The organism is Chitinophaga sp., from assembly GCF_039596135.1.
In the GTDB taxonomy this organism is placed as follows: Bacteria; Bacteroidota; Bacteroidia; order Chitinophagales; family Chitinophagaceae; genus Chitinophaga.
Map to the genome: position 1 here is coordinate 1 of NZ_JBCNKH010000013.1, position 26,247 is coordinate 26,247.

The 26,247-nt window shown below is 46.0% G+C and carries 25 protein-coding genes; 10 read left to right on the plus strand and 15 right to left on the minus strand.

What is annotated here, in order from left to right; genetic code table 11:
- Positions 1 to 777 (plus strand): RNA 2',3'-cyclic phosphodiesterase (thpR, locus tag ABDW16_RS11025; RefSeq protein WP_343669723.1); only part of this gene is annotated, 777 nt, incomplete at its 5' end.
- Between the two features lie 55 nt (positions 778 to 832).
- On the opposite strand, the gene ABDW16_RS11030 is transcribed toward thpR, so the two are convergent.
- The 4 genes from ABDW16_RS11030 to ABDW16_RS11045 all read right to left on the minus strand — a co-directional run bounded on the left by ABDW16_RS11030 (position 833) and on the right by ABDW16_RS11045 (position 3,932).
- The gene (locus ABDW16_RS11030; RefSeq protein ID WP_343669725.1) at positions 833 to 1,807 is read right to left on the minus strand and encodes a FecR domain-containing protein; all 975 of its coding nucleotides are present in this window, start codon (positions 1,805 to 1,807) and stop codon (positions 833 to 835) included.
- A gap of 5 nt (positions 1,808 to 1,812) precedes the next feature.
- On the minus strand, positions 1,813 to 2,487 hold the full coding sequence (locus ABDW16_RS11035) for an RNA polymerase sigma-70 factor (RefSeq protein WP_343669727.1): 675 nt from the start codon (positions 2,485 to 2,487) through the stop codon (positions 1,813 to 1,815).
- 179 nt (positions 2,488 to 2,666) lie between these two features.
- Entirely contained in the window at positions 2,667 to 2,978 is a 312-nt protein-coding gene (locus ABDW16_RS11040; protein ID WP_343669729.1) for a carboxypeptidase regulatory-like domain-containing protein, read from the minus strand.
- 213 nt (positions 2,979 to 3,191) lie between these two features.
- Positions 3,192 to 3,932 carry a Bax inhibitor-1/YccA family protein gene (locus ABDW16_RS11045; RefSeq protein ID WP_343669731.1) on the minus strand — a complete coding sequence of 247 codons (741 nt, stop codon included), beginning with the start codon at positions 3,930 to 3,932 and terminating at the stop codon, positions 3,192 to 3,194.
- Between the two features lie 275 nt (positions 3,933 to 4,207).
- On the opposite strand from ABDW16_RS11045, the gene ABDW16_RS11050 reads away from it, so the two are divergent.
- Together ABDW16_RS11050 and ABDW16_RS11055 are read left to right on the plus strand one after the other, a co-directional pair.
- Positions 4,208 to 6,061 (plus strand): 2-oxoacid:acceptor oxidoreductase subunit alpha, encoded by a 1,854-nt coding sequence (locus tag ABDW16_RS11050; protein ID WP_343669733.1) that lies wholly within the window; start codon positions 4,208 to 4,210, stop codon positions 6,059 to 6,061.
- Between the two features lie 87 nt (positions 6,062 to 6,148).
- Entirely contained in the window at positions 6,149 to 6,730 is a 582-nt protein-coding gene (locus tag ABDW16_RS11055) for a DUF6134 family protein (protein WP_343669734.1), read from the plus strand.
- Between the two features lie 38 nt (positions 6,731 to 6,768).
- On the opposite strand, the gene ABDW16_RS11060 is transcribed toward ABDW16_RS11055, so the two are convergent.
- The 8 genes from ABDW16_RS11060 to ABDW16_RS11095 form a co-directional block, all read right to left on the minus strand.
- The gene (locus ABDW16_RS11060) at positions 6,769 to 7,962 is read right to left on the minus strand and encodes a Gfo/Idh/MocA family oxidoreductase (protein ID WP_343669736.1); all 1,194 of its coding nucleotides are present in this window, start codon (positions 7,960 to 7,962) and stop codon (positions 6,769 to 6,771) included.
- Between the two features lie 2 nt (positions 7,963 to 7,964).
- Positions 7,965 to 9,191, minus strand: a complete 1,227-nt coding sequence (locus tag ABDW16_RS11065; protein ID WP_343669738.1) for an MFS transporter — start codon at positions 9,189 to 9,191, stop codon at positions 7,965 to 7,967.
- A gap of 96 nt (positions 9,192 to 9,287) precedes the next feature.
- Positions 9,288 to 10,001 (minus strand): DUF2071 domain-containing protein, encoded by a 714-nt coding sequence (locus ABDW16_RS11070; protein WP_343669740.1) that lies wholly within the window; start codon positions 9,999 to 10,001, stop codon positions 9,288 to 9,290.
- A 3-nt stretch (positions 10,002 to 10,004) separates the two neighbouring features.
- Entirely contained in the window at positions 10,005 to 10,652 is a 648-nt protein-coding gene (nth, locus tag ABDW16_RS11075) for an endonuclease III (RefSeq protein ID WP_343669742.1), read from the minus strand.
- A 54-nt stretch (positions 10,653 to 10,706) separates the two neighbouring features.
- Positions 10,707 to 10,856, minus strand: coding sequence for a hypothetical protein (locus ABDW16_RS11080; RefSeq protein ID WP_343669744.1), 150 nt, complete (start codon positions 10,854 to 10,856; stop codon positions 10,707 to 10,709).
- Positions 10,857 to 11,087: 231 nt separating this feature from the next.
- Positions 11,088 to 11,357: a septum formation initiator family protein gene (locus tag ABDW16_RS11085; protein WP_343669746.1), complete on the minus strand. Its 270-nt coding sequence runs from the start codon at positions 11,355 to 11,357 to the stop codon at positions 11,088 to 11,090.
- Positions 11,358 to 11,539: 182 nt separating this feature from the next.
- A complete protein-coding gene (eno, locus tag ABDW16_RS11090; RefSeq protein WP_343669748.1) occupies positions 11,540 to 12,832 on the minus strand; it encodes a phosphopyruvate hydratase in 1,293 nt (430 codons plus the stop codon).
- Between the two features lie 14 nt (positions 12,833 to 12,846).
- Complete coding sequence (locus ABDW16_RS11095) at positions 12,847 to 13,764, minus strand: ATP-binding cassette domain-containing protein (protein WP_343669750.1); 918 nt, start codon at positions 13,762 to 13,764, stop codon at positions 12,847 to 12,849.
- Between the two features lie 142 nt (positions 13,765 to 13,906).
- Between ABDW16_RS11095 and ABDW16_RS11100 the strand changes: the two genes are divergently transcribed.
- From ABDW16_RS11100 to ABDW16_RS11115, 4 genes are all read left to right on the plus strand, one after another.
- Positions 13,907 to 14,581, plus strand: coding sequence for a TerD family protein (locus ABDW16_RS11100; RefSeq protein ID WP_343669752.1), 675 nt, complete (start codon positions 13,907 to 13,909; stop codon positions 14,579 to 14,581).
- Entirely contained in the window at positions 14,578 to 15,303 is a 726-nt protein-coding gene (locus ABDW16_RS11105) for an HAD family hydrolase (RefSeq protein ID WP_343669754.1), read from the plus strand. Before ABDW16_RS11100 ends, ABDW16_RS11105 begins: the two co-directional genes overlap by 4 nt.
- 8 nt (positions 15,304 to 15,311) lie before the next feature.
- On the plus strand, positions 15,312 to 15,869 hold the full coding sequence (locus ABDW16_RS11110; RefSeq protein ID WP_343669756.1) for a TerD family protein: 558 nt from the start codon (positions 15,312 to 15,314) through the stop codon (positions 15,867 to 15,869).
- Between the two features lie 126 nt (positions 15,870 to 15,995).
- Entirely contained in the window at positions 15,996 to 16,793 is a 798-nt protein-coding gene (locus tag ABDW16_RS11115) for a TerC family protein (protein ID WP_343669758.1), read from the plus strand.
- A 53-nt stretch (positions 16,794 to 16,846) separates the two neighbouring features.
- Here the strand turns inward: ABDW16_RS11115 and ABDW16_RS11120 are convergent, their stop codons facing one another.
- Positions 16,847 to 17,539, minus strand: coding sequence for a LytTR family DNA-binding domain-containing protein (locus tag ABDW16_RS11120; RefSeq protein WP_343669760.1), 693 nt, complete (start codon positions 17,537 to 17,539; stop codon positions 16,847 to 16,849).
- Positions 17,536 to 18,594, minus strand: a complete 1,059-nt coding sequence (locus tag ABDW16_RS11125) for a histidine kinase (protein ID WP_343669762.1) — start codon at positions 18,592 to 18,594, stop codon at positions 17,536 to 17,538. Before ABDW16_RS11125 ends, ABDW16_RS11120 begins: the two co-directional genes overlap by 4 nt.
- Before the next feature lie 112 nt (positions 18,595 to 18,706).
- On the opposite strand from ABDW16_RS11125, the gene ABDW16_RS11130 reads away from it, so the two are divergent.
- Together ABDW16_RS11130 and bcp are read left to right on the plus strand one after the other, a co-directional pair.
- Positions 18,707 to 20,395, plus strand: a complete 1,689-nt coding sequence (locus ABDW16_RS11130; RefSeq protein WP_343669764.1) for a peptidoglycan DD-metalloendopeptidase family protein — start codon at positions 18,707 to 18,709, stop codon at positions 20,393 to 20,395.
- Complete coding sequence (gene bcp / locus ABDW16_RS11135) at positions 20,392 to 20,853, plus strand: thioredoxin-dependent thiol peroxidase (RefSeq protein ID WP_343669765.1); 462 nt, start codon at positions 20,392 to 20,394, stop codon at positions 20,851 to 20,853. Before ABDW16_RS11130 ends, bcp begins: the two co-directional genes overlap by 4 nt.
- A gap of 95 nt (positions 20,854 to 20,948) precedes the next feature.
- Here the strand turns inward: bcp and ABDW16_RS11140 are convergent, their stop codons facing one another.
- A complete protein-coding gene (locus tag ABDW16_RS11140) occupies positions 20,949 to 22,499 on the minus strand; it encodes an SUMF1/EgtB/PvdO family nonheme iron enzyme (RefSeq protein WP_343669767.1) in 1,551 nt (516 codons plus the stop codon).
- A gap of 350 nt (positions 22,500 to 22,849) precedes the next feature.
- On the opposite strand from ABDW16_RS11140, the gene porU reads away from it, so the two are divergent.
- Positions 22,850 to 26,197 carry a type IX secretion system sortase PorU gene (gene porU, locus ABDW16_RS11145; protein ID WP_343669769.1) on the plus strand — a complete coding sequence of 1,116 codons (3,348 nt, stop codon included), beginning with the start codon at positions 22,850 to 22,852 and terminating at the stop codon, positions 26,195 to 26,197.
- Positions 26,198 to 26,247 lie beyond the last annotated feature (50 nt).

The window sequence follows — 26,247 nt, forward strand, 5'->3', positions numbered from 1 at the left end:
GGCGGCGGTGGTTACGATCGTGGCGGTGGCGGCGGTGGTTACAATCGCGGCGGCGGCGGTGGTGGTTACGATCGCGGCGGCGGTGGTGGCGGCTACAATCGTGGCGGTGGCGGCGGTGGCTTCAACCGTGGCGGCGGTGGTGGCGGATTTAACCGCGGCGGTGGCGGCGGACGCCCAAGACCAGGAGGTGGTGGACAAAGACGTCCTTTCACTCCTAAACCTGATAACAAAATCTACTTTATCGCCCTGCTGCCTACAGCCGAGGTAGGTAAAGAGATTATCAAAATAAAACAGGATTTCGCTGAGAACTTCGGTCCTGTGTATGCGCTGAAAGTACTGCCGCATATCACACTCCAGGTTCCTTTCACAGCTGATCCTGCGCTGGAAAAAGCATTCTGCGATGAACTGGCTGAATTCGCTAAAACCCAGGCGCCTTTCGAAGTGTCCCTGAATGGTTTTGGTACATTCCCGAACAAGCAGAACCGCGTACTGTTCATCAATGTTGAGAAGAGCGAAACTATGAGCGCCCTGCACAGACAACTGATCAACTTCCTGCGTAAGGAGTTTGGCTTCAGTACTATGCTGGCTCGTACAGGTTTCACCCCTCACGTTACCGTGGCCTTCAAAGACCTCGAAGATGCACAGTTCGAAAAGGCATGGCCTGAATACGAAAACAAGGAATACAAGGCTTCATTCAAAGTGAACAACCTGTATTTCCTCCGTCATAACGGTAAATCCTGGGAAGTACTGCAGAAGTGCAAACTGGGTGGTGCGTGATCGGAATGAGATTAACACTAATGAAAAAGAGGAAGGTGATTACCTTCCTCTTTTTTTATTTCTTATAGATTTTATAAGTAGTTCCTTCTTTAAGCCAGCCTGAGTTTGTGATGTATGAAAGCTGGCCCAGTAATGTAGGTAAATCTGAAATATCGGGAGACCACGTTGGGCGCATAGTATCTATGCTTTTGTCTGCTACAATAATCTTTACCCCATAATAATTCTCCAGCGTTTTGACTATATCATGAATTTGCATGTTGTCGAATACAAAACGATTCTCCTTCCAGGCAATAAAGTTGGCATCATCATTCGCATTTTCTTCAGGTTGCTTTCCTGCAGCAAAAATAACTTTGCGACCTGGTGTCACTACCAGCTTATGTGTGTCATGTGACACCGCTACTTTACCTGTTACCACTGTTACTTCCACAGGTGTGGCAGCATATGCCCTCACATCAAAAGAAGTTCCCAATACCTGCGTCTGTGTTTCATTCGCATACACCACAAATGGTCTTCCCGGTTGATTCGCTACCTCAAAAAAGGCTTCTCCTTCCAGGTAAATTGCCCTTTCTGCACCAGCCAGTTGTTTGTCATAACGTAAACGGCTGTTGTGGTTCATATATACCTTACTACCATCAGGGAGTTTAATGGTTTTCTTTTCATTGGCTGCTGTAAGTGTCGTGATTTCATTAGGCCCGCGCAGGGTAAAGTAGAGTAGGGTTGCTACTGCAATACCGGTAATGCTGGCAGCAACACGTAGGTACATCTTCCTGTTGCTCACTACCTGCAAGGCCGGGGCCTCTGTAGTATACACACGTTCTTTGAAGCGTTGCCAGTTAGCCGCCGTGTCAGGTATAAAATCTATATCATGTTCACCGGTGATCGTCCACGTACGCCTGATTTCATCGAAGTAGCGACGATGTGCGGCATCTTCATTCAGCCATGTTTGCAACATGGTTTGCTCAGATGGGGAAAGCGAATTCTCCAGCGAGCGTACGATCAGCGAATCAATATTTTCAAATTGCTCAGACATACATGTCAACATTGTAAAAGTAAAGGATAAAGCGCTGCTCCTGCTATGAACAGGATAGTTACCTGCAGATATTCCTGCAGGGATACACGTAGTTTTTTCAGGGCCGTCACCATCTGGTTCTCCACTGTTTTTACAGAGATATTCAGCGTAGCGGCAATCTCCTTGTATGATAGTTCTTCATATCGGCTTAGTATAAAGATCTCTCTGCATTTTTCTGGCAGTTGATCTACAGCCTGCTGAATATGGCGCGTGGTCTGCTGCAGGCTCATGCTTGTGCCGGGCGATTCCACCCGCACAGGTTCGTGCTGTTCACCTAATTCCATATGTACGCCTCTGCGCTTTTGTTTATCAACATAATCCAACGCCATATTGATCGCAGCTTTGTGCAGGTAAGCTTTAAAATAGACTTCCTGTAGTTCAGCCCGACGGTTCCATATCTTAATAAATACATCCTGTGCAAGGTCTTCCGCTGTGGCAGTATCCTGTACAATGCGGTAGATTGTCTTGCAGACAAAAGGAAACCAGTTCCTGAACAGTGTTTCCATAAACAACTGCTCATTCTCCTGTAATAATTTTTGCAATACAGCATTTTCCGGCATGGCACAAAAATAACTTTTGTCCGTATTTCCAGTCGTATAGGTAGGGGCAATACCGGAAAATGTTCTGGGTACAGCTTGCATATGTGACAATTAATTTGCTGTGATATAATAGATAACGGCTGTCACTGCTGATACCCCTATATGGAGAAAAAATAAAAAAGGGGGCAGGTGCCCCCTTAAAAAAATGGAGCCGGCCATACTGAAGTATGGAACCGGCTTTTTGATTAACCCCTATGAAAACCAACTATTGCTATCTTAAATTATTTTTCTGCCAGTTTAATTTCTCCGAGATCTGTTGCTTTGCCATCTTCCACTCTCACATTCGCAATGGTCACGTCCTGGTATGGACTCCTGGCAGAAACAATCACGGTATATGTGCCGGCTTTGGCCTGTTGAACGGAAAATGTACCGTCACTTACAGGTGCCTTCAAAGTATCTGTTCCCATTATCGCCCATGCCTGTGTGGCACCATCTGCAGGAGTAATTTTCCCTGAGATACTCCCCTCATCACTTGTCCTGAAGGCATATGCACCCACTACGGCAACAGCAAGGACTAACATTATCTTTTTCATGGTCGTTTCAATTGATATGGTTATTTGTAAATAAAAACAATTAGCATGCCAACGGGAGGGTGCCAAAAATGGTTTAACATTACTTTATAACCTGCTGCCAGAGTCCGCTAAAAGCATTGAAAGAGGTTTGCCGGATAGCAAACCTCCTTCCAGAAACAAAAAACGCTTTTGCCGAAGGCAAAAGCGTTTTTTGTTTCGATTATTTAGAATCAACTATCTTCTGTTCAGTTTAGACAGCAGTCGCAGTATCTCCAGGTACAACCAAACCAGTACCACCAGCAGACCAAACGCTGCATACCACTCAAACCATTTAGGCGCACCCTGTGCAGCACCCTGCTCAATCATATCAAAATTCAGAATCAGGTTCAGTGCAGCAATCGCTACCACTACCACTGAAAAGATAATACCAATCATACTACCTTCATGCAGGAAGGGAATATCTACGGAGAAAAGGCGCAGTACTAGCGCAATCAGGTAGAAGATTGCAATACCTGCAGTCGCTGTATACACAATTGCGCGGAACTTTTCAGTCGCACGCAATACACCAAATCTATAAAGCACCAGCATTGCGATAGCAGTACCAAAAGTCAGACCTACAGCCTGTAGTACAATACCATCATACAATGAGGAATACATAGCCGAAATGATACCGAGGAACAAACCTTCTGCCAGTGCATAAGCTGGTGACAGATAAGGTGCCCATTCTTTCTTAAAGCTAATAACAATTGCCAGTATAAAACCACCGATACCACCTATAGCCAGGAAAGGAATATAATTGCCCTCTCTTGCGAGAACTCCCCAGGAGTATACAGCGGCACAAATTACCAGGGCTAAGAGAAATGCAGTCTTGTTGGCAGTACCCTTTACAGTCATTGCATTGTCTGTGGATTTCAGGGCAGCCTGCTGAAATGTCTTTTCATTCAGAACAGGATTATTGGGTTGGAATAATGCCATGATGTTATAATAATTATTTGTTAGCTAAATTACGATTTTCACTCATAAATATCGTAAACCAATTGCGAATTCCCTGTTAAACTCCCGAAGTATTACTTAAAGTTATGAGCCATAACTTTTAGCTATGCCGGGGGAAAGCCAAAGTCTACTGACTTTGTGTACTTTTGTTGAAATTCAGCCTTCCGGAAAGTATATGATTTAAAACAGTAAATACTACCCTCCGAATCGTTAAATTTACAGCCTGAAAAAATATCAGTCGTTAAATAAGATTTTAAATGTCAAATACTTCGGTTCAACAGATAGAAGATGTGGTGATCAAGTTCGCTGGGGATAGTGGTGATGGTATGCAGCTGACAGGAACCCAGTTCTCCAATAATACCGCCCTGGTGGGTAATGACCTCAGCACTTTCCCTGACTTCCCGGCCGAAATCCGTGCCCCTCAGGGTACCCTCGCCGGTGTGAGCGGTTTCCAGCTCCACTTCTCCTCCAACCGTATATTTACCCCTGGTGATGCCTGTGATGTACTGGTGGCTATGAACGCAGCTGCGCTGAAAGCTAACCTCAAATCCCTGAAAAAAGGTGGTATCATCATCGCAAATACTGACGGTTTTGACGCAAAAAACCTGCGCCTCGCCAACTATCCTGATGGCGTAAACCCACTCGAAGATGGTTCCCTGGTTAACTACCAGCTTCATACCATGGACGTGACCAAAATGACGCGTGAAGCGCTCAAGGAAAGCACCCTGGGTATGAAAGAAAAGGACAGGGCCAAGAATATGTTCGTGCTTGGTTTCCTCTACTGGTTGTACGACCGTAGCCTGGAAAGCACTGAAAACTTCCTCAACGAGAAATTCGGTAAGAAACCTGAAATATTAGATAGCAACTTGAAAGCGCTGAAAGCAGGTTACAACCTGGGCGATACCGTAGAAGCCTTTACCACCCGCTACCGTGTGGAGAAGGCAAGAATGGAGCCCGGTACCTACCGCAGCATTACAGGTAACACCGCCCTGTCTTACGGCCTGATCGCCGCCAGCCAGAAGGCAAACCTGCCCCTGTTCCTGGGTACATACCCAATTACACCGGCATCTGACATCCTGCATGAGCTGAGCCGTTACAAAAACTTCGGCATCCGCACTTTCCAGGCAGAAGATGAAATCGCAGGTATCACATCCGCCATCGGTGCATCCTATGGTGGCCACATGGGGGTAACTACTACCTCCGGTCCGGGTATGGCACTGAAAGGCGAGGCCATCGGTCTGGCAGTCATGCTGGAAATCCCACTGCTGATTGTCAATGTTCAGCGTGGCGGCCCTTCTACGGGTTTGCCCACCAAAACAGAACAATCTGACCTCTTACAGGCATATTATGGCCGTAATGGAGAATGTCCACTACCTGTCATCTCTACATCCACACCATCTGACTGTTTTGAGGTTGCCTACGAAGCATTCCGTCTCTCTATCGCACATATGACACCAGTGATCCTGCTGAGTGATGGTTATATCGCAAATGGCGCAGAACCATGGCGTTTCCCTAAGGCAGACGATCTGCAGCCAATTCCGGTTAAGTTCAAGACCGCACTGGAAGAAGGAGAGGAGAATTACCTCCCTTATCACCGCGATGAAAACCTCGTGCGCCCATGGGCAGTACCTGGTACACCTGGCCTGGAACACCGCATTGGTGGCCTGGAAAAGCAGAACATCACTGGTAACGTAAGCTATGATCCTGAAAACCACCAGGTAATGGTGCGCATCCGCCAGGAGAAAGTAGATAAAATCGCAGATCACATTCCTCTTCAAAAAATAGAACTGGGTCCTGAAAAGGGTAAAGTACTGGTACTGGGCTGGGGTTCTACCTATGGCGCTATTAAGAGTGCCGTACTGGAACTGCTGGCAGAAGGCCACGAAGTAGCGCATGCACACATCCGCTACCTGCGTCCCTTCCCTAAGAACCTGGGTGAGATTCTGCACAACTATGATAAAGTATTGATTCCTGAAATCAACAACGGTCAGCTCATCAAGATCATTCGTGAGCAATTCCTGATCGATGCACAGGGTTACAATAAGATCATGGGTGTGCCTATCACAAAGAGCGAACTGGTTAATAAAATCAGGGAACTGCTGCAGGCATGATAATCAGCTAACTAGCATATTGGCAAAAGATCCTGTCCCGCCGGGCAGGATTTTTTTTGTATATTCAATAATCGCCAAATGTTTATTATGAAAAGCCTCATATTGTCTTTATTGCTTTCATGCATGATCCTGGAGGTAGCCGCGCAGACGCATAGCTATGAAATTCGCTATGGCAGTCATGTAATCGGCAACATCATAGCCGTGCAGAAAGTAGCAGGAACCACCAGGAAGATTGCCATCCAGAGTAATGTTGATATGAAACCCCTTGCAAAGTTTAACCTCAATATCGATTGCGATTACGACAACAATGTTCTGGTTCTTGCCAATGCAAAACGAACCACCGGAAAGGAGGGCGATAATAAGTACAGCATTACCAAAAGGGATGGAAAGAACTATAGTATTAATCACAATGGAGAACAATCAGTACTGAACAATACAGATATCGTACATACGGTATCGGAATTATACTTTTTCGAACCCCATCACATCACCAGTATATTTTCTGAGCTGCAAGGCGCCTTCCTGCCGCTCAAATCATTAGGGAATGGGTTATATGAGCTAACCCTGCCAGAGGGCAAAAAAAACGTGTATAAATACGAAAAAGGCACATTGGTACAAGTGGAGATTCCACAGGCTTTTGGAAAAGCAGTAGTGGTTAAAATAAGCTGAGGATAGCTTACGCTACCCTCAGTGAATAATATTACTATTTAGTCTATCACCTTTTCTATAATCTGGCCACTCACTTTATCTTTCAGGATCAGTTTCTTTGTACCATAATGCGTCATTTCTTCCTTGACGAGATAGTACTGTGCATCGTATTCCTGCTGCGAACGGTCTTTACCTACATTTTCACGGCCTCTCCATATCTCCAGTTTCACCGGCTCCCATTGTTTAGAAGCGGCGCTGCGATAAGCGGCATCCAGGATGGCATTCACCACGTACCCGTCGTAGAAGGATTCCTGTGGTGCCCGATGCTGTTCCATAGCTGCAAACATATCGGTGAACATATGGTTATAACCCAGGTCATTCAGTTCATCGCCTACAGGGAATAGCCAGCCGCTGTTGCTTTCCGCTTTTTCAGCCACATAGTCTGCCCCCTTGCCGGTGGTGAACATATCAAAACCTGTACGCAGGAAGTTGTTGAGCCAGATAGTACCTTCTGTGCCCATCACTTCGTCACGCAGGTCCAGACCACCTCTGAAAGTCCAGCTTACTTCGAACTGGCCAATGGCGCCGTTTTCGTATTTCACCAACCCGATGGCATGGTCTTCGGCATCGATAGGTTTCACCTGTGTATCGGCCCAGCACATTACCTCTACAGGTTTGATGTCTTTGCCAATAAAAGATCTGGCTATTTCCACGCAATGGCAGCCCAGGTCCAAAATGCAACCGCCGCCGGCCTGTTCCTTATCCCAGAACCATTCGCTGTGGGGTCCGGGATGTGTTTCCCTGGATTTGGCCCAGAGTATTCTGCCCAGTGCTCCGTTCTTCACACTATCCAGTGCTTTCAGGAATTTGGGTGTATATACCAGGTCTTCCAGGTAACCATTGAAGATGCCTGCCTTTTCCACTGCTTCGAGCATACGTTTGGCTTCTTCTGCATTACGGCCCAGCGGCTTGGTACAGATCACGCCTTTCTTATGTTTACAACACAGCAATACGGCTGCCTCGTGGAGGTTATTAGGTAGTGAAATGCATACTACATCCACATCAGGATGGGCAATAGATGCCTCCATATCGGTTGTCCAGTGTGGTACCTGGTAGTCTGCTGCAAACTTTTGTGCACTCTCTTCCCTGCGGGAATAAATACTCACAATCTTATCACGGCTACGTTGCCCCTGAAGTGAATCGGCATAGAAGCGGCCTATGAAGCCTGAGCCTAACATGGAAATACGTTGCATACTTACAGAGCGGTTTTGGTTTGTTTTTCTTTAAAGAGTACAAGGAAGAGGAGGCATACCACCAGTGCGATACCGGCAGGAATGATCCACACCTGGCGCCAGAATTCAACCAAAGGCAACTCCTTGTAATGATCAGAAATAAGACCAGCTACCCAGAAACCGATCAGCATACCTACACCATAAGTGGCAAGTGTGATCAGACCCTGTGCGGCACTCTTATATTTTTCACCTGCCTGTGCATCCGTATAAATCTGGCCAGACACGAAGAAGAAGTCATAACAGATACCATGCAGCGCAATACCGATGATCAGCATGAACAATAAGCTGTCTGCATTACCATATGCGAACAATGCATAACGGATAGCCCATGCCAGCATACCTGCCATGATCGTCTTTTTGAAACCATACTTCTTGAAGAATACAGGAATCAGCAGGATCAGAAAAGTTTCTGACAGCTGGCCGATGGTCATCATCACCGTTACCTTAGGCATACCGATTTCTTCGAAGAAACGGTGTGCATTCTGGTAGTAAAATGCCAGCGGAATACAGATCAGGATAGAGGAAATAAAGAATACGAGAAAGTTACCATTCTTCAGTAAGCGGATGGCGTCGAGACCTAAAATTTCGCCAATACTTTCTTTCTGATTTTTGTCTTTCACCGGCGGTGTCTTTGGCAAACTAAAGCTGTAGAGACCCAGGACCAGGGAGGCGATACCTGCCATGGCAAAGGTGTTTTTCAGCAATCCTGCACTTACACCATCAGGACTATCCCAGGCCAGTACAGAAACCAGCACACCTGCTATGATCCAGCCGATAGTACCGAACATGCGGATCACGGAGAATTCTTTTTCAGGATTGTCCATCTGGCGGAAAGAAACGGAATTCACCAGTGCGAGTGTTGGCATAAAGAGTACCATGTAAGCAAATACATAAGGATAGAATACGCTTACATCTTCTGCGCGGAACATCTGGTACATGAGTACAGCCCCTGCAAGGTGCAGTACGCCCAGAATGCGCTCAGCATTAAAAAACTTATCGGCGATCATACCGATAATAAAAGGAGCGATAATAGCACCGTATGACTGGGTTGAGAATACATTGGCAGTGGCGATCCCGGATGCATGAAGGTTCGCGCTCAAATAGGTTCCTAATGTAACAAACCATGCCCCCCAGATAAAAAACTCAAGGAACATCATAACGGATAGTCGGATACTGGTACTTACTTTCATAACGATTTTATACTTAACAATAACGATAACTTTGCCCGTATAAGATAAGTAAAATAAAACCGAAATTCCAATAGGGTATAAAAAACGCGCTTCTCCCTATAATATCCTTTTGGGCAGCACCGTAATTTCCGAACCTTCTGCCAGCAATGCGGAAACCGGTTGCTGGCTCAGCATCGGCACAAAGTCGGCCCCATATAATTCGGCTGTATCTACCTGGTAACTGAAATCGATCATGCTGTGGGTTCTCCACTGTGGGTGCGTCACCTGGTATTCCCCGGTCTTATCGGCGCCCATATGGGTATAGCCCCAGTAATGATCTGTAATGAATTCGGCTTCGCTGCCTGCTGCAATGGGCAGTGGTTCTTTGTCTACTTTGGCTGTAAGATGGTTCCAATTTGCACCCACCTTCCATTCATAACTCACTTCCAGTGCTGAGTCACCATGCGTCCACCGGTGTCGCATGGCATGTGTGGCATATTTCTCTTTATAAATCGTATTGGCTACAAAAGTAATCGCGTGCTTTGGCACCAGTTCCCTGATGAAAACCACCCCTCTTTTCCATTCCGCCCCGTCCTTATATCTCACATAAAACCGTAGGTTCACCTCTTCAAAATGCCTGTGATAGGGAATAGACAAGCCCTTCACTTTGGTATTCTGAAACATAAAGCCAACCAGGCTCACATAATGTGTATCATTCCAGGTATCCAGTTCCGTGCGGTAAGGTACATACCGTTGCAGCACTGCAGGATCTGCCTGAAAATTGACCATGAGCAGGTTGCGCCATTCAGCAGATAGAAAAGGGTTTGGCATAGGTTATTGTGCTTTTATCAACGTCTGATAGTATTTACATGCCGGTCTGATGCCGCATTCCCCGCATTTGGGACTCCTGGCCACACAAATATACCGGCCATGCAGGATGAGCCAGTGATGAGCAATGTGAACTTTTTCTTTAGGAATATATTTCAACAGTTGAAGTTCTGTCTGCAAAGGTGTTTTGGCATTCGTCGTCAGCCCAATGCGTGCCGATACACGAAACACGTGGGTATCCACAGCCATATTAGGTTGGTGATGGATAACGGAAGTAATGACGTTGGCAGTCTTACGTCCCACTCCCGGTAGTTTGATCAGTTCTGGTACTGAATCGGGAATTTCCCCATTAAAATCTTCCATGAGCATCTGTGCCATCCCGATCAGGTGCTTCGTCTTGTTATTGGGATAGCTGATACTGCGGATCAGTGGAAACAGTTCGTCAAACGTGGCATGGCTCATGCTTTCCACATCCGGGTATTTTTCGAAGATAGCCGGTGTAGTCATATTCACCCTTTTATCTGTGCATTGTGCAGACAGGATGACGGCCACCAGTAATTGATAAGGATTATCGTATAGCAGTTCAGTCTCCGCATTGGGAGCGTGGTGCTCGAAATAATTAAGTACAAATGCAAAGCGCTCTTTCTTTGTCATACCTGTAAAGGTAGGGCAAAAAGGTCTCAAAAATGAGTGTACTGAAAGGGCTGCTTATTTAGTCGGCTGGGTCTTCTTCGCGTATTCTGCAATCGCTCTGATAGTCTCAGGTCTTGGTGAATAAATAATAGTATCCAGCGCTTTGCGGGTTTGATTCAGACAGATTTGTTCTTCGCGGGAAAGTTCGGGATCCTGGTTATTCATTTTGTGCAATTTATTTGCGCTATCAGTTACAGAAAGAAAAGTAGAAAATAGATGTGTAGAATTCCCCATGCAAATAAGTTTTAATACAAATGATTAATTCATAACAGTATAACGGAGATTATGTAGAATGTATTGTCAAAATAAACGAAATATTTCGAAAGTTAAAATAAGGAAAGGATGGGCGGTAGGGGAGAGATACCTGGTAATAGGGGATTTGCACAGAAGGGGCTGTTATTCTTCTTCAGTGAAGATGAAAAGGTCCTCATCGTCTTTTTTCATGAGGTACTTTTCACGGGCAAACTTTTCCAGCTTGTCAGGGCTGGACAATAATTCTTCCTGTTCTTTGCGGGTTTTAACAATTTCCTGCATAAAGAAAGACTTCTGTTCTTCCAGTTTATTCACTTCGGAGGTCAGTTCATACTGGGAAATGAAGTTTTTGCTATCTATAAATGCCAGCCATATTACGAATGCCGCTGCCGATACGAAATATTTATTTCGCATATATGCAGGAATCTTTATGGACTTTAATTTAGATAACATATTGAACGGAAAGGTACAGAATTCATGCCATACCAAAAAAAATCCGGGTTTTGACGTAAATCAAAACCCGGAATATTGACCACTAATGAAAACCCGGCAGTTAAAATAAATTATTCACTTGCACGAACTCCAATTGTGAATGATTACTTCTTACCAAATTTAACGGATTTTCCGGGATAATAAGCCACGGTATCCAATTCTTCTTCGATACGCAGTAACTGGTTGTATTTCGCCATACGGTCAGTACGGGAAGCAGAACCGGTTTTGATCTGACCACAGTTCAGGGCAACTGCCAGGTCAGCGATGGTAACGTCTTCAGTTTCGCCGGAACGGTGGCTCATGATAGAAGTATAACCAGCTTTGTGGGCCATGTTTACAGCATCGATAGTTTCAGTAACAGTACCGATCTGGTTTACCTTGATCAGGATGCTGTTAGCGATTTCCTGGTCGATACCTTGTTTCAGACGTTTTACGTTGGTTACGAACAGGTCGTCACCTACCAGCTGTACTTTAGCACCTACAGCTTCAGTCAGTTTTTTCCAACCTTCCCAATCGTCTTCGGCCATACCATCTTCGATAGAAACGATAGGATATTTTTTGCACCACTCAGCCCAGAAAGCAACCATTTCATCGCTGCTGATTACTTTGCCGGAGCTCTTGTAGAATTTGTAAGTTTTGTCAGCATCGTTGAACATTTCGCTGCTTGCAGCATCCAGTGCGATACCGATCTGCTCACCTGGTTTGTAACCAGCAGCTTCGATAGCCTGCAGTACAGTTTCGATAGCTTCTTCGTTGCTCTGGATATCCGGAGCGAAACCACCTTCGTCACCTACGTTAGTGCTGTAACCTTTCTTTTTCAGTACAGACTTCAGGTGGTGGAATACTTCAGTACCCCAACGCAGCGCTTCAGAGAAAGAAGGTGCACCGAAAGGAACGATCATAAACTCCTGGAAATCAATCTTGTTGTCAGCGTGAACACCACCGTTGATGATGTTCATCAGGGGAACTGGCAGGGTAACCGCGTTTACACCACCCAGGTAACGGTACAAAGGCAGCTCAGCTTGTTCAGCAGCAGCTTTTGCAACAGCCATAGATACAGCCAGGGTAGCGTTTGCACCCAGTTTACCTTTATTTTCAGTACCATCCAGTTCGATCAGGTATTTGTCGATACCGGCCTGGTCAGATACTTCCCATCCTATCAGTTCTTCAGCGATAATATCGTTAATGTTGGCTACTGCCTGCAAAACGCCTTTACCCATATAAACCGATTTGTCATTGTCACGCAGCTCTACCGCTTCGTGCTTACCAGTGGAAGCACCTGAGGGTACAGCGGCACGGCCAAAGTTACCGTCTTCTGTTGTTACATCTACCTCTACTGTCGGATTACCACGGCTATCAAGAATTTGCCTGGCGTGGATTGCTGAAATGGTACTCATTGTTATAAGTTGTTTTAAATTTTATTCGTCAATTCCCTGAAGATAGTTTCCAGACTTTGAGAATTGCTCTGCAAAGAAAGTATGTTCCTGTTATTTATCAAAGCAAATTGTAGTAGGTTTTTTCGCACAACCTCCAGATCATTGGTATACAACTGCCAGCTATGGGCATCTGTTTGCCTGACGTGTGTCACACCTCCGATTGACAACAGCTCTGGCTCATCCGGGGCCTGGCCACCAAAGCTAACTTGTATATAACCATTATCGGCACCACCTTGTTGCAGATTGGTCAATGAATCGTCTGCCACTATTTTCCCTTTGTTAATAATGATGACCCTGTTACACATCGCTTCTACCTCCTGCATGATGTGGGTACTCAGTACTATGGTCTTTTCCTTCCCCAGGTTCCGCACCACATCCCTGATCACATCCAGCTGGTTGGGGTCAAACCCGTTAGTGGGTTCGTCCAGGATCAGTACTTCCGGATCGTGGATCAGTGCCTGGGCCAGACCCACACGCTGCTTGTATCCTTTGGAAAGGGACTGTATTTTTTTGCTGACCTCCGGTGTCAATCCCGTCAGCTCAATGATTTCTTCTATCCTGCGTTGACTGTTGCTACCCAGGTTGTGCACCTGCGCCATAAAACCCAGAAACTCCCGGACGTACATATCCAGGTACAACGGGTTGGCTTCGGGCAGGTAACCTACCCGTTTACGAACCTCCAGCGGATGCGTGGCTACATTGAACCCACATACGGTCGCTTCGCCACTGGTGATGGGTACATAACCAGTGAGCATTTTCATGGTTGTACTTTTGCCCGCACCATTGGGCCCCAGAAAACCAACTACCTCTCCCTTACCCAGCGTAAAGGAAATATCGCTGACTGCCTGTTGCTCTCCGTAGACTTTGCTGAGTTGTTTAACTATGATTGACATTAGGTTTTTCCGGTTTGGCGGGGCTAAAGTACGGAAATTAATAATTTGTATAACCCCATTTTAACCTAACATAAACATAAAATACCTGCGAATGCTTTATATTCACGGGCACATTGTATAATCTAACAACCCAGGATTTAAAATGGCAATAAATTTAGTAAAGGGACAAACCATTGACCTACGCAAGAATGACAAAGGAGAGAGCTTCGATCTGTCTGCTGTAACAATAGGATTGGGATGGGACATCCGCAAATCCAATAGTGGCGGATTTTTTGGGAAATTATTAGGTGGCAGCAAAGAAGAAGAATATGACCTGGATGCAATTGCATTCCTCCTTGACAAGAATGGAAAAGTGGCAGATCTGGGCAGGACAGTCAGAACAAATGATGGTCGCAATATCAGCCTCCACCAGGGCGATGTGATTTTCTTCAACAGCCAGCAGCACCCCTCCGGGCATATCTGGCTCACCGGCGATAACCGTACCGGCGCCGGAGACGGAGATGATGAACAGATCATCGTAAAACTGGATAGCCTGGATCAGAAGTATGACCGGATCCTGTTCCTGGTCACAATCTACCAGGGGCGTCAGCGCAATCAGCACTTTGGTATGGTGGAAAACGCCTTCATCCGCGCGGTAGATAAAAACGGTAAAGAGATTGCCCGCTTCAGCCTTTCAGGCGATGCAGCATACAATAATATGCAGGGTATGATCTTCGCCGAGGTATATCGTAAAGACGGTACCTGGAAGTTCAGGGCACTGGGTGAACCAAAGCCGAATGACAGCTTTGTGGAAATCCTGAAAAACTATGTGTATTGATCGCGACTGAAAATATCAGGCACATCTCACTGGATGTATGGTTGACACTCATCCGTTCCAACCCTGCCTACAAGGAGTTGCGGGCAGCTGGATTCCGTAAGTGCTTCCAGCTGTACGAACACCCACCGGCTGCTGTGGAAGCTGCAATGCGGGAAGTAGATGTGCTGGTAAATAATATGAATGAAGTGACGGGCAGGAATGTGCACACTTTTGAAATTTACCTGCTATGCTTGCATAAGCTGGGCAGAGAGGTGAAAGGGATCACAGAAAAACAATTAATGAATTGCTATACGGCACTGGAAGAATTGTTCTTTCAATATCCGCCCGTACCATTATACAACAATCTGAATGCACTGTTCGAAAGTATCAGGGCCACCGGCCGTACCATCAGCTTACTGAGCAACACTGGCTTTATACAAGGCCCGGCATTGCGCAGGCTGATGCAGCAGTTAGGGTGGGAACAATATTTTTCCTTCCAGTTGTATTCAGATGAAATAGGGCATTCCAAACCGGCACCACAGTTCTTTGCACAACTGTTGGAAAAAGCCCGCTACCTGCATGGCGCGGGATTATCACCTGTGCATATCTGGCACCTGGGCGATAATCCGCTGGCAGACGTGGAAGGAGCTACCAGAGCCGGAATGACGGCCTCATTGACAACTACAGATAAGCAGCCGCTGGATCAGCTTTTGCAGCTGGCGGCTTTTGATCATGCAAAATAAAATGCGCTATGGCAATCAATCTGCAAAAAGGTGAAAGAGCAGACCTGGCATTACCGAAATTCACCATCGGACTGGGCTGGGATGTAAATGAATCGCACTCCGGGTCGGAGTTTGACCTGGATGCTTCTGTATTCATGCTGGGAGAAAACAGGAAGATTCCTGCTGATGAATATTTTGTATTTTATAATAACCTGGAATCGCCGGATAAGGCAGTGAAGCACTCCGGGGATAACCGTACCGGCGCTGGTGAGGGAGACGATGAAACGCTAACGGTAGACCTGTCCGTAATTAACCCGGCCATCAAGGAACTGTGCGTAGTAGTGACCATTCACGACGCCGCCCAGCGCAAGCAAAACTTCGGGCAGGTACGCAACAGTTTCATCAGGGTATATGATGCAAACAGCAACCAGGAAATTCTGCGCTATGAACTGGGGGAAGATTTCTCAATAGAAACAGCGGTCGAGTTCGGCCGTATTTATAAGAGAGAGAACCGCTGGCGTTTCGAAGCTGTCGGCGCTGGCCAGCGCGGCGGCCTGCAGGAATACGTAGATCGCTATGCCGGATAACACCCGGATCATATTATATTTAGAAAAATCGCTGATACCGGCCTGGTATCGGCGATTTTTTTGGAATACTTGTATGGATGACAGAAACCAGTTAGTTTTACAAACCTAAAAAAAGCGAAACTTAACATGACCGAATTTATCCAGGAGATCATTAATAATCCTATCCCTTCTTTATTAGTTATCGGTAACCTGATCATTATCGAAAGCCTGCTATCCGTGGATAATGCCGCAGTACTGGCGACCATGGTAATGGACCTCCCCAAAGAACAACGTAACAGAGCATTAAAATACGGTATCATCGGTGCCTACGTATTCCGTGGTATCTGCCTGGCATTTGCTGCCTTCCTCATTCAGTTCTGGTGGCTGAAACCAGTAGGTGGCTTGTACCTGGTGTACCTCACCTTTAACTATTTCAAAGAGAAAGCTGCCAAGAAGAAACAGACTGAATCAAATGAAGAACCTGAAGCTGTAGATAAAACGCAAAACTGGTTTTACAAACATACTATCGGCTGGATGGGCCCATTCTGGGCTACAGTAGCTGTGGTAGAAGTAATGGACCTGGCTTTCTCACTTGACAACGTGTTTGCCGCTGTGGCATTCAGCAAAAATATCATTCTGATATGGACCGGTGTATTTATCGGTATCCTGGCTATGCGATTTGTGGCACAGGGCTTCGTAAGACTGATGGAGAAATATCCTTTCCTGGAAACGGCTGCTTTCCTCGTGATCGGTGTACTGGGTATCAAACTGCTGCTGGCGGTATATGAGCACTTCTTCAAAGGCAGTGCATTTGCTACTTTCCTGGGTAGTCACGAAGCTGATTGGGCAACTTCTATCATCACAGTGAGCATCTTTGCAATTCCTATTCTGACAAGTATCTTATTTAACTATCCTAAGAAACATAAATTAGGAGAAGCTAAGTAAGTGGATATAGATTGAATGAACTTGAAAAGGCGTGTCGGCAGATGCGCCTTTCTCTATTTAAACTGGCTGTGAAAGTTTGCTTCGTAACTACTACCTATAGGAATTTCCTGGGCGCCGATCAGTATTGTTTTGTTCCTGACCTGGTCAATCTTTGATAAGGGTACGATATACGATCGGTGTACCCGTACAAAGGCATGTGCGGGCAGTTTTTCCAACATCACTTTCATAGTCATACGGATCACGAGGGGCGGCTGATTGAGAAGATGAATTTTCAGGTAATCGTCTAAGCCTTCTATAAACAGTATATCCTTCAGCTCAATTCTTGTTAACCCGTAATCCACACGTAATACCAGTTGCTGCTGGTCGTTCTTTTGCAGGCTTTGCTGGTATTTCAGCTGAGCCTGTGCCTTTTGTACTGCCTGTTGAAAACGCTCGAAAGTAAAGGGCTTTAGCAGGTAATCTACTGCATTCAGGTTAAAGCCTTCTACTGCATATTCACTATGTGCGGTAGTGAAGATCACCATGGGTTGCTGGGTAATAGATTTATATAAATCAGTGCCTGGAATGGAAGGCATGTTGATATCGAGGAATAACAGATCTACAGGAGATTGAGAGATATATTGCAGGGCTGCTTCCGGTTTGTTGAACGTTTGCTGCAGGTGCACGAAATCGATCCGCTCACAGAAGTTTGAGATCAGGGTGAGTGCCGGCAATTCGTCATCTATGGCAATAGCTTGTATGATCATAAGAGTTGCAATGAGAGTGAAACGGAAAAGTGATCAGCAGCGTCCGTAATTTCCAGTGTATGTCTGCCGGAATACAGGAGTTCCAGGCGTTTCTTCGTATTTTCTATACCCAGGCCACTGCTGGCAGCAGGGATGTCATTGAAGGTAACTTTTTTGTTGAATACATGAAATTGCAATAGCTGCTCTTCTATGGAGATGGCTACTTGAATGTCTGCATCCTCAGAAGCATTGATGCCGTATTTGAAGGCGTTTTCCACAAATGAAATGAGTATTAAAGGTGCAATCAGTTGGCCCGAAGGCACGCCATTCACTGTAAAAGTCAGTGGTAGTGAAGAACCGAAGCGGATACGCTGCAGCTCAATATAGTCCTGGATATAATCAATCTCCCGGGATAAGGGAACCATGTGATGGCCGGCATCATTGAGCACGTAGCGCATCATGCCGGAGAGTTTGATCACGGCGGTAGGCGTTTCATCCGATTTTACCACAGCCAGCGAGTAAATACTATTGAGAATATTAAAGAGGAAGTGCGGATTGATCTGTGCTTTCAGGTAAGACAGTTCTGCATTGAGTTTCTCCTGTTCTGCCTGTTTCCAGCGGTTGCGGATTTTCAGAATGAGGGAGAAAAAGAACACAGCCAGGAATAGGAAGACTTCGTGCCCCATATCTACCAACAGGGAGTGCTTTGGCGGCTCCGGGTGGTCTCTGAAGGGGGGCGGCATGCCAGGTGGCGGGCGGTGAAACACATTGTCACCCACTATCAGTGCATTAGGCAGTAATACAATCAACCCAAAGCAAATGATGGCCAGTGCAAAAAAGCTAACATACTTTCTTCGGAAGTAAAACGTAGGTATGAGCCAGAAGAAATTGAAGTAAAAGAATAGCAGCAACAACACATATACGATAAAATCCTTCATGGCTGGCGGGAACCGCAGCAGGTCGTATAAGTTGTTGGCATCAGGAGAAAAGACGATAGGCAGCGCCAGGAAGGTAACGCAGCCGGCTATGTGGATCAATAGCTGTCTAATCTTATCGCCTGTGAGTGCTGGAGTCATGTATTACAAATATAAGGATAACATCCGCTTCGAAAGCCGGCCGCGGCCTTGCCTCTCAAACGATTTCTTTTGCCGGAGGCAAATGAAATCGTTTGATCCTTATTTTTGTAACATGATCAAACGAATCCTTGGACTTTGTATCCTCCTACCGCAGCTGTTACATGCGCAGTTACCAGAGAAAAACTATCCTCGTGGATACTTCCGCAATCCACTGGATATACCTATCCAACTGGCAGGTAACTTTGGCGAACTCCGCCCTAACCACTTCCACGCGGGTCTTGACATCAAAACCCAGCAAAGGGAAAACCTGCTGGTGCATGCCGCCGCAGATGGTTATGTAAGCCGCATAGGCGTGTCTCATACCGGGTATGGCAATGTTGTTTATATCACCCACCCCAATGGGTATACTACCGTATATGGTCACCTGAACCGTTTCTTCCCTGCACTGGAAGAATACGTAAAGCAACAGCAGTATGCTGCCGAAAGCTGGGTACAGGATCTGAAAATCCCTGTTGGCAAATTTCCTGTAAAGAAAGGTGATCTCATTGCATGGAGTGGTAATACCGGTGGTTCCGCAGGTCCGCACGTGCACTTCGAGATCAGGAGTACCCAGACAGAACATGGACTGAATCCGTTATTATTTGGTTTCGACATAGCAGATGCTACGGCACCTGTCGTATCCCGCATAGCGATCTACGATATGGAACGGAGCATCTATGATCAATCGCCTGTTATACTGCCTGTAAAGAAAGTAGGCGGCGAATATGTAACTACCCAACCGGTGGTAAAAGTAAAGGCTGCCAGCGTAGGATTGGGTTTGAGTGCAGTGGATAAGATGAGCCCCACAGCGCCGAATACCTATGGTATTTACCAGGTGGTATTGTTCGACGAAGATGTGCCTAACACGAGCTTCACCATCGACAACATTGGTTTTGACGAGTCGCTGTACATCAATGCGCATATAGACTATAAAACGAAGAAAGGCGGGGGTCCATGGCTACAGCTGTTATTCACCCTGCCTGGCAATAAGCTGAGCATCTACCAGGATATACAGGGAGATGGGGTACTGGACCTGTCTGATGGCAAGCCACATCCTGTAAAGATGCAGGTAAAGGATGCCTATGGCAATACCAGCGTAGTAAAAGTAACGCTTCAGCAGAGTGGTGAGTCAGAAAAGGAGCCTTCCTGTGCAAATACCATGTATGCAGAGTCAAGGAATATCTTTGAAAATAACCAGGTGGAATTTTATTTGGATGAAACGGCGCTGTACGATAAGATCTGTTTCAACTATGCAGAACTGGATGGTAAGAGCGGGTTTCCTGCATATCGCCTGCATACGCCCCTGGTGCCGGTACACACACCTTTCAACCTCCGTCTGAAACCAGAAAAGCCGCTGCCGGCTAACCTGGCGAATAAGGTGGTAATGGTCAGGGAAGGACTGGGCGAAACCATTACGGGTACTACCGTAGATAATGGCTGGTATGTAGGTAAGTTCAGGGAGTTCGGCGCCTTCCACCTGGCAGTAGATACTATTGCACCTAAGATCACTATTATCGGTGGATTGAAGAGTGGGGCCAACCTCTCTAAGGCAACTAAACTGTCTTTTGCCATGAGCGATGCAAATGGTATTAAGAGTTACCGTGCAGAACTGGATGGCAAGTGGCTGATGTTCTCTCGCCGTAGCAATGTACTGACATATAACTTCGATAACCACTGCCCCGCGGGCAGCCATACACTGACATTGACTGTTACTGATTTAGCCGGTAATGCATCGGTGTATACATTTAAATTTACAAGATGACGTATTTGAAAGAAGGAGATAAAGCCCCGGTATTTAAAGGGGTAGATCAGTCAGGTAATAAGGTTTCCCTGTCTGATCTGAAAGGAAAGAAAGTGATACTGTATTTCTATCCAAAAGATATGACGCCGGGATGTACGGCACAGGCTTGTAACCTGCGTGATAATTATTCCGCATTGCTGAAGAAGGGATATGCAGTAGTAGGCGTAAGTACGGATGGAGAAAAGAGCCATCGGAAATTTGCAGAAAAGTATGAATTGCCGTTTCCTTTATTAGCGGATGAAGATAGGAAGATTGTGGAGCAGTATGGTGTGTGGGGTGAAAAGAAGTTTATGGGGCGGGTGTATGATGGAACGCACAGAACTACTTTCCTCATTAATGAAAATGGTGTGATTGATAAGATCATTTCCAAACCAGATACAAAGAATCACACAGAAGAGATCCTCGAAATCTGGCAATAAATTTTTAAGCTTTTAATGCTCTCTGCAAGAGCGCGTATCCAAAAAGAAAGCCGCTGTCTTCGACAGCGGCTTTCTTTTTGTTATTTAAGTTCAAACTATCTCTTCTGACGTTGTTTCTTAAACAGGTTACCTGTTTTAAACTTATTACCCTCAGGGCTACCTACACGGTCCATTGCACAACGGAAACCAACTGTATTAGTCGCCATATCTTCCTGCATGTAACGACGTGTACCAGGAGACAGCCAATAAGCGCGGTCATTCCAGCTACCACCTTTCACCACGTGAGATTTATCATTGATCAGGGAAGTTACACCATAACCATACTCAACCTGTGACAAGGTATCACCATCCAGGTAGTTGATTACATCACCTTTCTGGTAGTTCAGACGGTTAGCACTTTCCTCATCAGTTACATCACGCATTTTCAGGTGACCCAGGCTATCCTTTTCAGGCTCATTTTCGCCATTCATATAAGTAGTCTGGAACTTGTTACCACGGAAGTAGTTGAAGTCATCACCGTCGATTGGGTTCAGCGGACGATAAACGTCGAGTACCCACTCGCTCACGTTACCAGACATATTATAGATACCGAAAGTATTCGGGAAGTAAGCAGTGATCGGACCAGGGATAGACGCACGGTCATTCAGACCACCGGCCATACCCATGTTATCACCAGAACCACGTTTGAAGTTAGCCAGGAACTGACCTTGCCATGCACCACGGCGGATATCTCTCAAACCGCTGTTGTTGGTACCCCAGGAATACACCTGTTTGTTCATGATCAACTCCTCACCACGTTTACCTTCTTTCTTGGAAGGACCAGGGTTCTGGCCAATGTAACCCAGTGCCGCATATTCCCACTCAGCTTCTGTTGGGAGGCGGTAGTTTGGTAACATTACACCATCCTCGAACTGGGCAGTACGTGGAGAACCATCCGCGTTTCTGAACTGTTCTTTGGTTTGTTTGGTCATCTTGCCGGGAATACCTTCGTACAGACCAGCTGTGTAAGCCTTGGTGTCGAATGTATTGTCATCGGCCTGATTGTTCATATCTGTTTTAGACAGCAGTCCTTTGTCAATCAGCAGCTTTTCGTTCACACGGTTAGAACGCCATTTACAGTAGTCAACAGCTTGTTTCCAGTTCACACCTACCACCGGATAATCGTTATAGGCAGGGTGACGGAAGTAGTATTCTACCAGTGGCTCGTTGTAAGCCAGCTCGCTACGCCATACCAGGGTATCTGGCAGTGCTTTGCGGTAAACATCAGGGAAAGACTCATTGTACATGCGACGTAACCAGTGCAGGTACTCACGATAGTGTACGTTGGCTACTTCTGACTCATCTATATAGAAAGATGATACAGTAATACGACGTGGAATGTTATTCCAGTCAGCCATTACGTCCTGTTCGGTTGCACCCATGGCAAAGGTACCACCCTGTACGAATACAAGACCAGGGCCAGTTTGCTGATCTTTATTTTTTGCCACACTGAAACCACCCATTTTTGGGTCGTTATAGTTCCAGCCGGTAGCGGTGGATTTCTCCTTCTTTTTACTGAAGGCCCCGCCGCCATTCTTATTACAGGCAGTCATTGACAGCATGACACTGGCGCCTAAGAGGAATGAGACAGAGGTTAATCTATGCATGCGATTCAACTTTATTATTTGATGTTTATGGTAAACGCAAATTTAGCACATTTTATTTTATAGTAAAAATAATTAATCTGTAAGCCTTTGCGTTATAATTAGACGTATAATGTTTTAAATCAATGCTTTGCATTTTCAAGGGTAGGATGGCATACGTATTAATTTAATATTATCTGCGTCCCCTAATTTGCTTATGTTCACAAGGTTTTCCCCTTTTGGTATACTAATATACGGTTTTCAGGATATGCTGTGATATGGTAAGCAATTTTTCCTTTTTCCAGTGCCAACTGGTTGGTCGATTCAGGGAATAAATATAGAGTAATTTTGTTATGTTTGCGCAAATTCCCTGCATGAAATTTTATGGACTGTATTACATACTGTTAGGTATGGCGACCTGGCTGGTGCCGGGGTATACGGCAGCCCGTACAGTACCCCATACAGACCATTCCGTACTCGCTTCAGGCTCCTGGTATAAACTGGCCATTGCCCGCGAAGGAATTTATAAAATCGATAAGACCCTGCTGAATAGCATGGGTATCAATACTACTGCAGCAATTCGCCTGTATGGTACCGGTGGCCGTATGTTGCCCGAAGCTGTTAGCAGCACAAGGTATGACGACCTCCCGGAAGTAGCCCTGATGGCAGTAGACGATTACCTGCTGTTTTACGCCCCCGGCCCTCATAGCTGGAACTACCAGGGTAGCACTTACACGCATACACTCAATCTTTACAGCGATACAGCTTATTATTATTTACAGGTTGGCAGCGGCGGTAAGCGCATTGCAACGGATGCTTCCACCCCCACAGCAACTATCACCATACAGCGTTTTGACTATCATGACTATTATGAAAATGATAGTCTGAACCTGTTGCAGAGTGGTAAACAATGGTGGGGACCTGCTTTTAGCTCCTCCCAAACTACCAGAACCATCCCTTTTACACTGCCATTTACACCCACCTCGTTTAGTATCAATACAAGAGTAGGGGCACGTAGCGGGGGAACCAGCAAATTCGATATTGCTATCAATGGTAATACTGCCGGCTCATTGACACTTGGCGCCATCACCGGCAATATCTTCGAAGCATTTGCCACCACCACTTCAGGTACCTTTACGGCAACACCTTCTGGCGCAGGCGTAACAATAAATTTTACTTTCACACCGGGTGCCAGTGGTGCAACAGGCTGGTTAGATTATATCAACCTGAATGCACGCCTCCCTTTACAACTACCAACAAATGCACCTCTCTTTTTCAGAGATGCCAACTCTATCGGTCAAACCGCCAGGTTCTTACTGCAAAGCGCCAGTGCACAAACAAGCATCTGGGACATTACCGACCCCATCACCCCCATACAACTAGCTACCAGCCTGAGTGGTAGTACATTATCATTTACCCGTGCATCCACTTCACTACATGAATATGTGGCTTTCGACCACCAGGGTATTCTCACCCCGGCTTACATGGGCACTGTCGCCAACCAGGATTTACACGGCATCAGTGGTGTAAATATGCTGATTATCACTACAGGCACATTGCTTACCGAAGCACAGCGATTGGCTGCCTGGCATACATCGCACGATGGTTTGTCAGTACAGGTTGTAGATGTGTCTCAAATATATACGGAGTTTGCCTCTGGTAGTCCTGATCCTACCGCTGTTCGTGATTTTATCAAAATGTGTTATGACAGGGGTGGGCTGCAATATGTATTATTATTCGGCGATGCTTCATATGATTATAAATATCGTATTAACGGCAATACTAATCTGGTACCTACCTGGCAAACCACCATATCTATAGATCCTATTTACGCATATCCTTCTGATGATTTCTTTGGCTTTCTCTCAGATGCTGATGATATCAACGACGCTGGCATGGCCAATCAAATGGTAGTAGGAGTAGGGCGCTTACCAGTCAAAAACACCACCGAGGCCAATGTCGTTGTCAATAAAATAATCAATTACCACAACGCTTCCCGGTTTGGCCGCTGGCAGCAACATATCACTTTTGTTGCAGACGATGGGGACAGCAACCTGCATTTGCAGGATGCAGAAAGCATGAGCGACATCACCACACAGCAATGGCCTGCGGGCAATATCAACAAGATTTACCTCGATGCTTATACCAAAGTACCTGATGCCGGCGGTAGCCGTTATCCGGCTGTAAATACGGCCATTGCCGAAGATATATATGATGGAACACTGATCTGGAATTACACTGGCCATGGTAATTATTCCCGCCTGGCAGAAGAAGTAATCATGGATGCTTCTTCTCTTGCTTCCTGGAAGAACGGCACAAAATTACCCTTATTCATTACCGCTACCTGCGATTTCGCACCTTTTGATAACCCGGCCTACAATTCGCTGGGAGAGCAGGTCTTACTCCAGGAGAATGGTGGTGGCATCGCACTGATGACAACCACCAGGGCAGTATTTGCAGCCTCTAACAAGGTATTGAATGCCAACTACCTGACTAAGCTCCTCGCACCCGGTATCGATGGTAAAATGCCTACCCTTGGCACCGCAGCCATGGAAGCCAAGAACCTTACCTACAGCACTTATAGTGATATTCCCAATAACAGAAAGTTTCAGCTCCTGGGCGATCCTGCGCTCACACTTGCCTTTCCGTCGTATCGTGTTGTAACAGACTCTTTGCTGGATGCAAATGGCAATGTTGCAGATACGATGAAGGCTATGGGAAAATATACGTTCAAAGCACACGTAGAAGATGCGCAGGGCAATACTGTAACCGATTACAATGGCAAAATGTATACTACCGTATACGACAAGCCTGCGGAGCAATATACCCTTGGGAATGATGCCGGAAGTACGAAAACAAGTTACTATTTGCGGCAACATGTTTTATTTAGCGGACAGCAAACGATAAAAAATGGCCAGATTTCCGGTACCTTTATAGTTCCACTGGATATTGATTACACCACGGGAGCAGGTAGCATCAGCTACTTTGGTACGGATAGTGTGACCACAGCAGGAGGCATGTACGCCGCATTCCAGGTTACAGGCAGTGCTACGGAAACGGATACTGATACCCAGGGTCCCACTATTAGTGGTTATCTCAATGGAAGTGGATTTGTCGACGGAGATATTACCAGTGAAAACCCGGTATTATACCTACAGCTTTACGACCTTCATGGCATAAATACCACGGGAAATGGAATTGGTCATGATATAGTTGCCATTCTCGATGAAGACAACAACCAGTATTATATACTGAACAATTTCTTTGAGGCTTCGCCGGATAGCTACCAGTCGGGTGCCATCACCTACCCGCTGTATGGTTTAACCGCCGGGTCGCATACACTAACAATTAAAGTATGGGATACCTACAACAATTCCAGAACTTACACGTTGCGGTTCAAAGTGGTCCAGTCATCGCAGGTACTCTTCCAGGGTGCCGGGTGCTATCCAAACCCCTTTCATGACCAGACATCATTTACGCTTGAGCATAATCGGCAGGGCGAAGACCTTGATGTAATAATCAGGATCTATACCCTGGCAGGGCAGCAAATAAAAACTATCCGCCATACAATAAATGCAGCGGGTAGCCGTTATCTAGGGGCGAATTGGGACGGCAGGAACGATGCCGGATCCAAAATGCCGCCTGGGATCTATTTCTATAATATCATGGTAAATGCTAATGGCAAAACGAAGATTTTAGGTGGAAAAGTGATCTTATATTGACCTATGCATCAAAAGAATAGACTAGATTCGCAAATCCCTAGCCAGGCCCC

Excerpts from the sequence above, each read along its gene's own strand:
- ABDW16_RS11030 (WP_343669725.1), bottom strand. The coding sequence starts at position 1,807 with ATGTCTGAGCAATTTGAAAATATTGATTCGCTGATCGTACGCTCGCTG.
- ABDW16_RS11035 (WP_343669727.1), bottom strand. The coding sequence starts at position 2,487 with ATGCAAGCTGTACCCAGAACATTTTCCGGTATTGCCCCTACCTATACG.
- ABDW16_RS11040 (WP_343669729.1), bottom strand. The coding sequence starts at position 2,978 with ATGAAAAAGATAATGTTAGTCCTTGCTGTTGCCGTAGTGGGTGCATAT.
- ABDW16_RS11045 (WP_343669731.1), bottom strand. The coding sequence starts at position 3,932 with ATGGCATTATTCCAACCCAATAATCCTGTTCTGAATGAAAAGACATTT.
- ABDW16_RS11050 (WP_343669733.1), top strand. The coding sequence starts at position 4,208 with ATGTCAAATACTTCGGTTCAACAGATAGAAGATGTGGTGATCAAGTTC.
- ABDW16_RS11055 (WP_343669734.1), top strand. The coding sequence starts at position 6,149 with ATGAAAAGCCTCATATTGTCTTTATTGCTTTCATGCATGATCCTGGAG.
- ABDW16_RS11060 (WP_343669736.1), bottom strand. The coding sequence starts at position 7,962 with ATGCAACGTATTTCCATGTTAGGCTCAGGCTTCATAGGCCGCTTCTAT.
- ABDW16_RS11065 (WP_343669738.1), bottom strand. The coding sequence starts at position 9,191 with ATGAAAGTAAGTACCAGTATCCGACTATCCGTTATGATGTTCCTTGAG.
- ABDW16_RS11070 (WP_343669740.1), bottom strand. The coding sequence starts at position 10,001 with ATGCCAAACCCTTTTCTATCTGCTGAATGGCGCAACCTGCTCATGGTC.
- nth (WP_343669742.1), bottom strand. The coding sequence starts at position 10,652 with ATGACAAAGAAAGAGCGCTTTGCATTTGTACTTAATTATTTCGAGCAC.
- ABDW16_RS11080 (WP_343669744.1), bottom strand. The coding sequence starts at position 10,856 with ATGAATAACCAGGATCCCGAACTTTCCCGCGAAGAACAAATCTGTCTG.
- ABDW16_RS11085 (WP_343669746.1), bottom strand. The coding sequence starts at position 11,357 with ATGCGAAATAAATATTTCGTATCGGCAGCGGCATTCGTAATATGGCTG.
- eno (WP_343669748.1), bottom strand. The coding sequence starts at position 12,832 with ATGAGTACCATTTCAGCAATCCACGCCAGGCAAATTCTTGATAGCCGT.
- ABDW16_RS11095 (WP_343669750.1), bottom strand. The coding sequence starts at position 13,764 with ATGTCAATCATAGTTAAACAACTCAGCAAAGTCTACGGAGAGCAACAG.
- ABDW16_RS11100 (WP_343669752.1), top strand. The coding sequence starts at position 13,907 with ATGGCAATAAATTTAGTAAAGGGACAAACCATTGACCTACGCAAGAAT.
- ABDW16_RS11110 (WP_343669756.1), top strand. The coding sequence starts at position 15,312 with ATGGCAATCAATCTGCAAAAAGGTGAAAGAGCAGACCTGGCATTACCG.
- ABDW16_RS11115 (WP_343669758.1), top strand. The coding sequence starts at position 15,996 with ATGACCGAATTTATCCAGGAGATCATTAATAATCCTATCCCTTCTTTA.
- ABDW16_RS11120 (WP_343669760.1), bottom strand. The coding sequence starts at position 17,539 with ATGATCATACAAGCTATTGCCATAGATGACGAATTGCCGGCACTCACC.
- ABDW16_RS11125 (WP_343669762.1), bottom strand. The coding sequence starts at position 18,594 with ATGACTCCAGCACTCACAGGCGATAAGATTAGACAGCTATTGATCCAC.
- ABDW16_RS11130 (WP_343669764.1), top strand. The coding sequence starts at position 18,707 with ATGATCAAACGAATCCTTGGACTTTGTATCCTCCTACCGCAGCTGTTA.
- bcp (WP_343669765.1), top strand. The coding sequence starts at position 20,392 with ATGACGTATTTGAAAGAAGGAGATAAAGCCCCGGTATTTAAAGGGGTA.
- ABDW16_RS11140 (WP_343669767.1), bottom strand. The coding sequence starts at position 22,499 with ATGCATAGATTAACCTCTGTCTCATTCCTCTTAGGCGCCAGTGTCATG.
- porU (WP_343669769.1), top strand. The coding sequence starts at position 22,850 with ATGAAATTTTATGGACTGTATTACATACTGTTAGGTATGGCGACCTGG.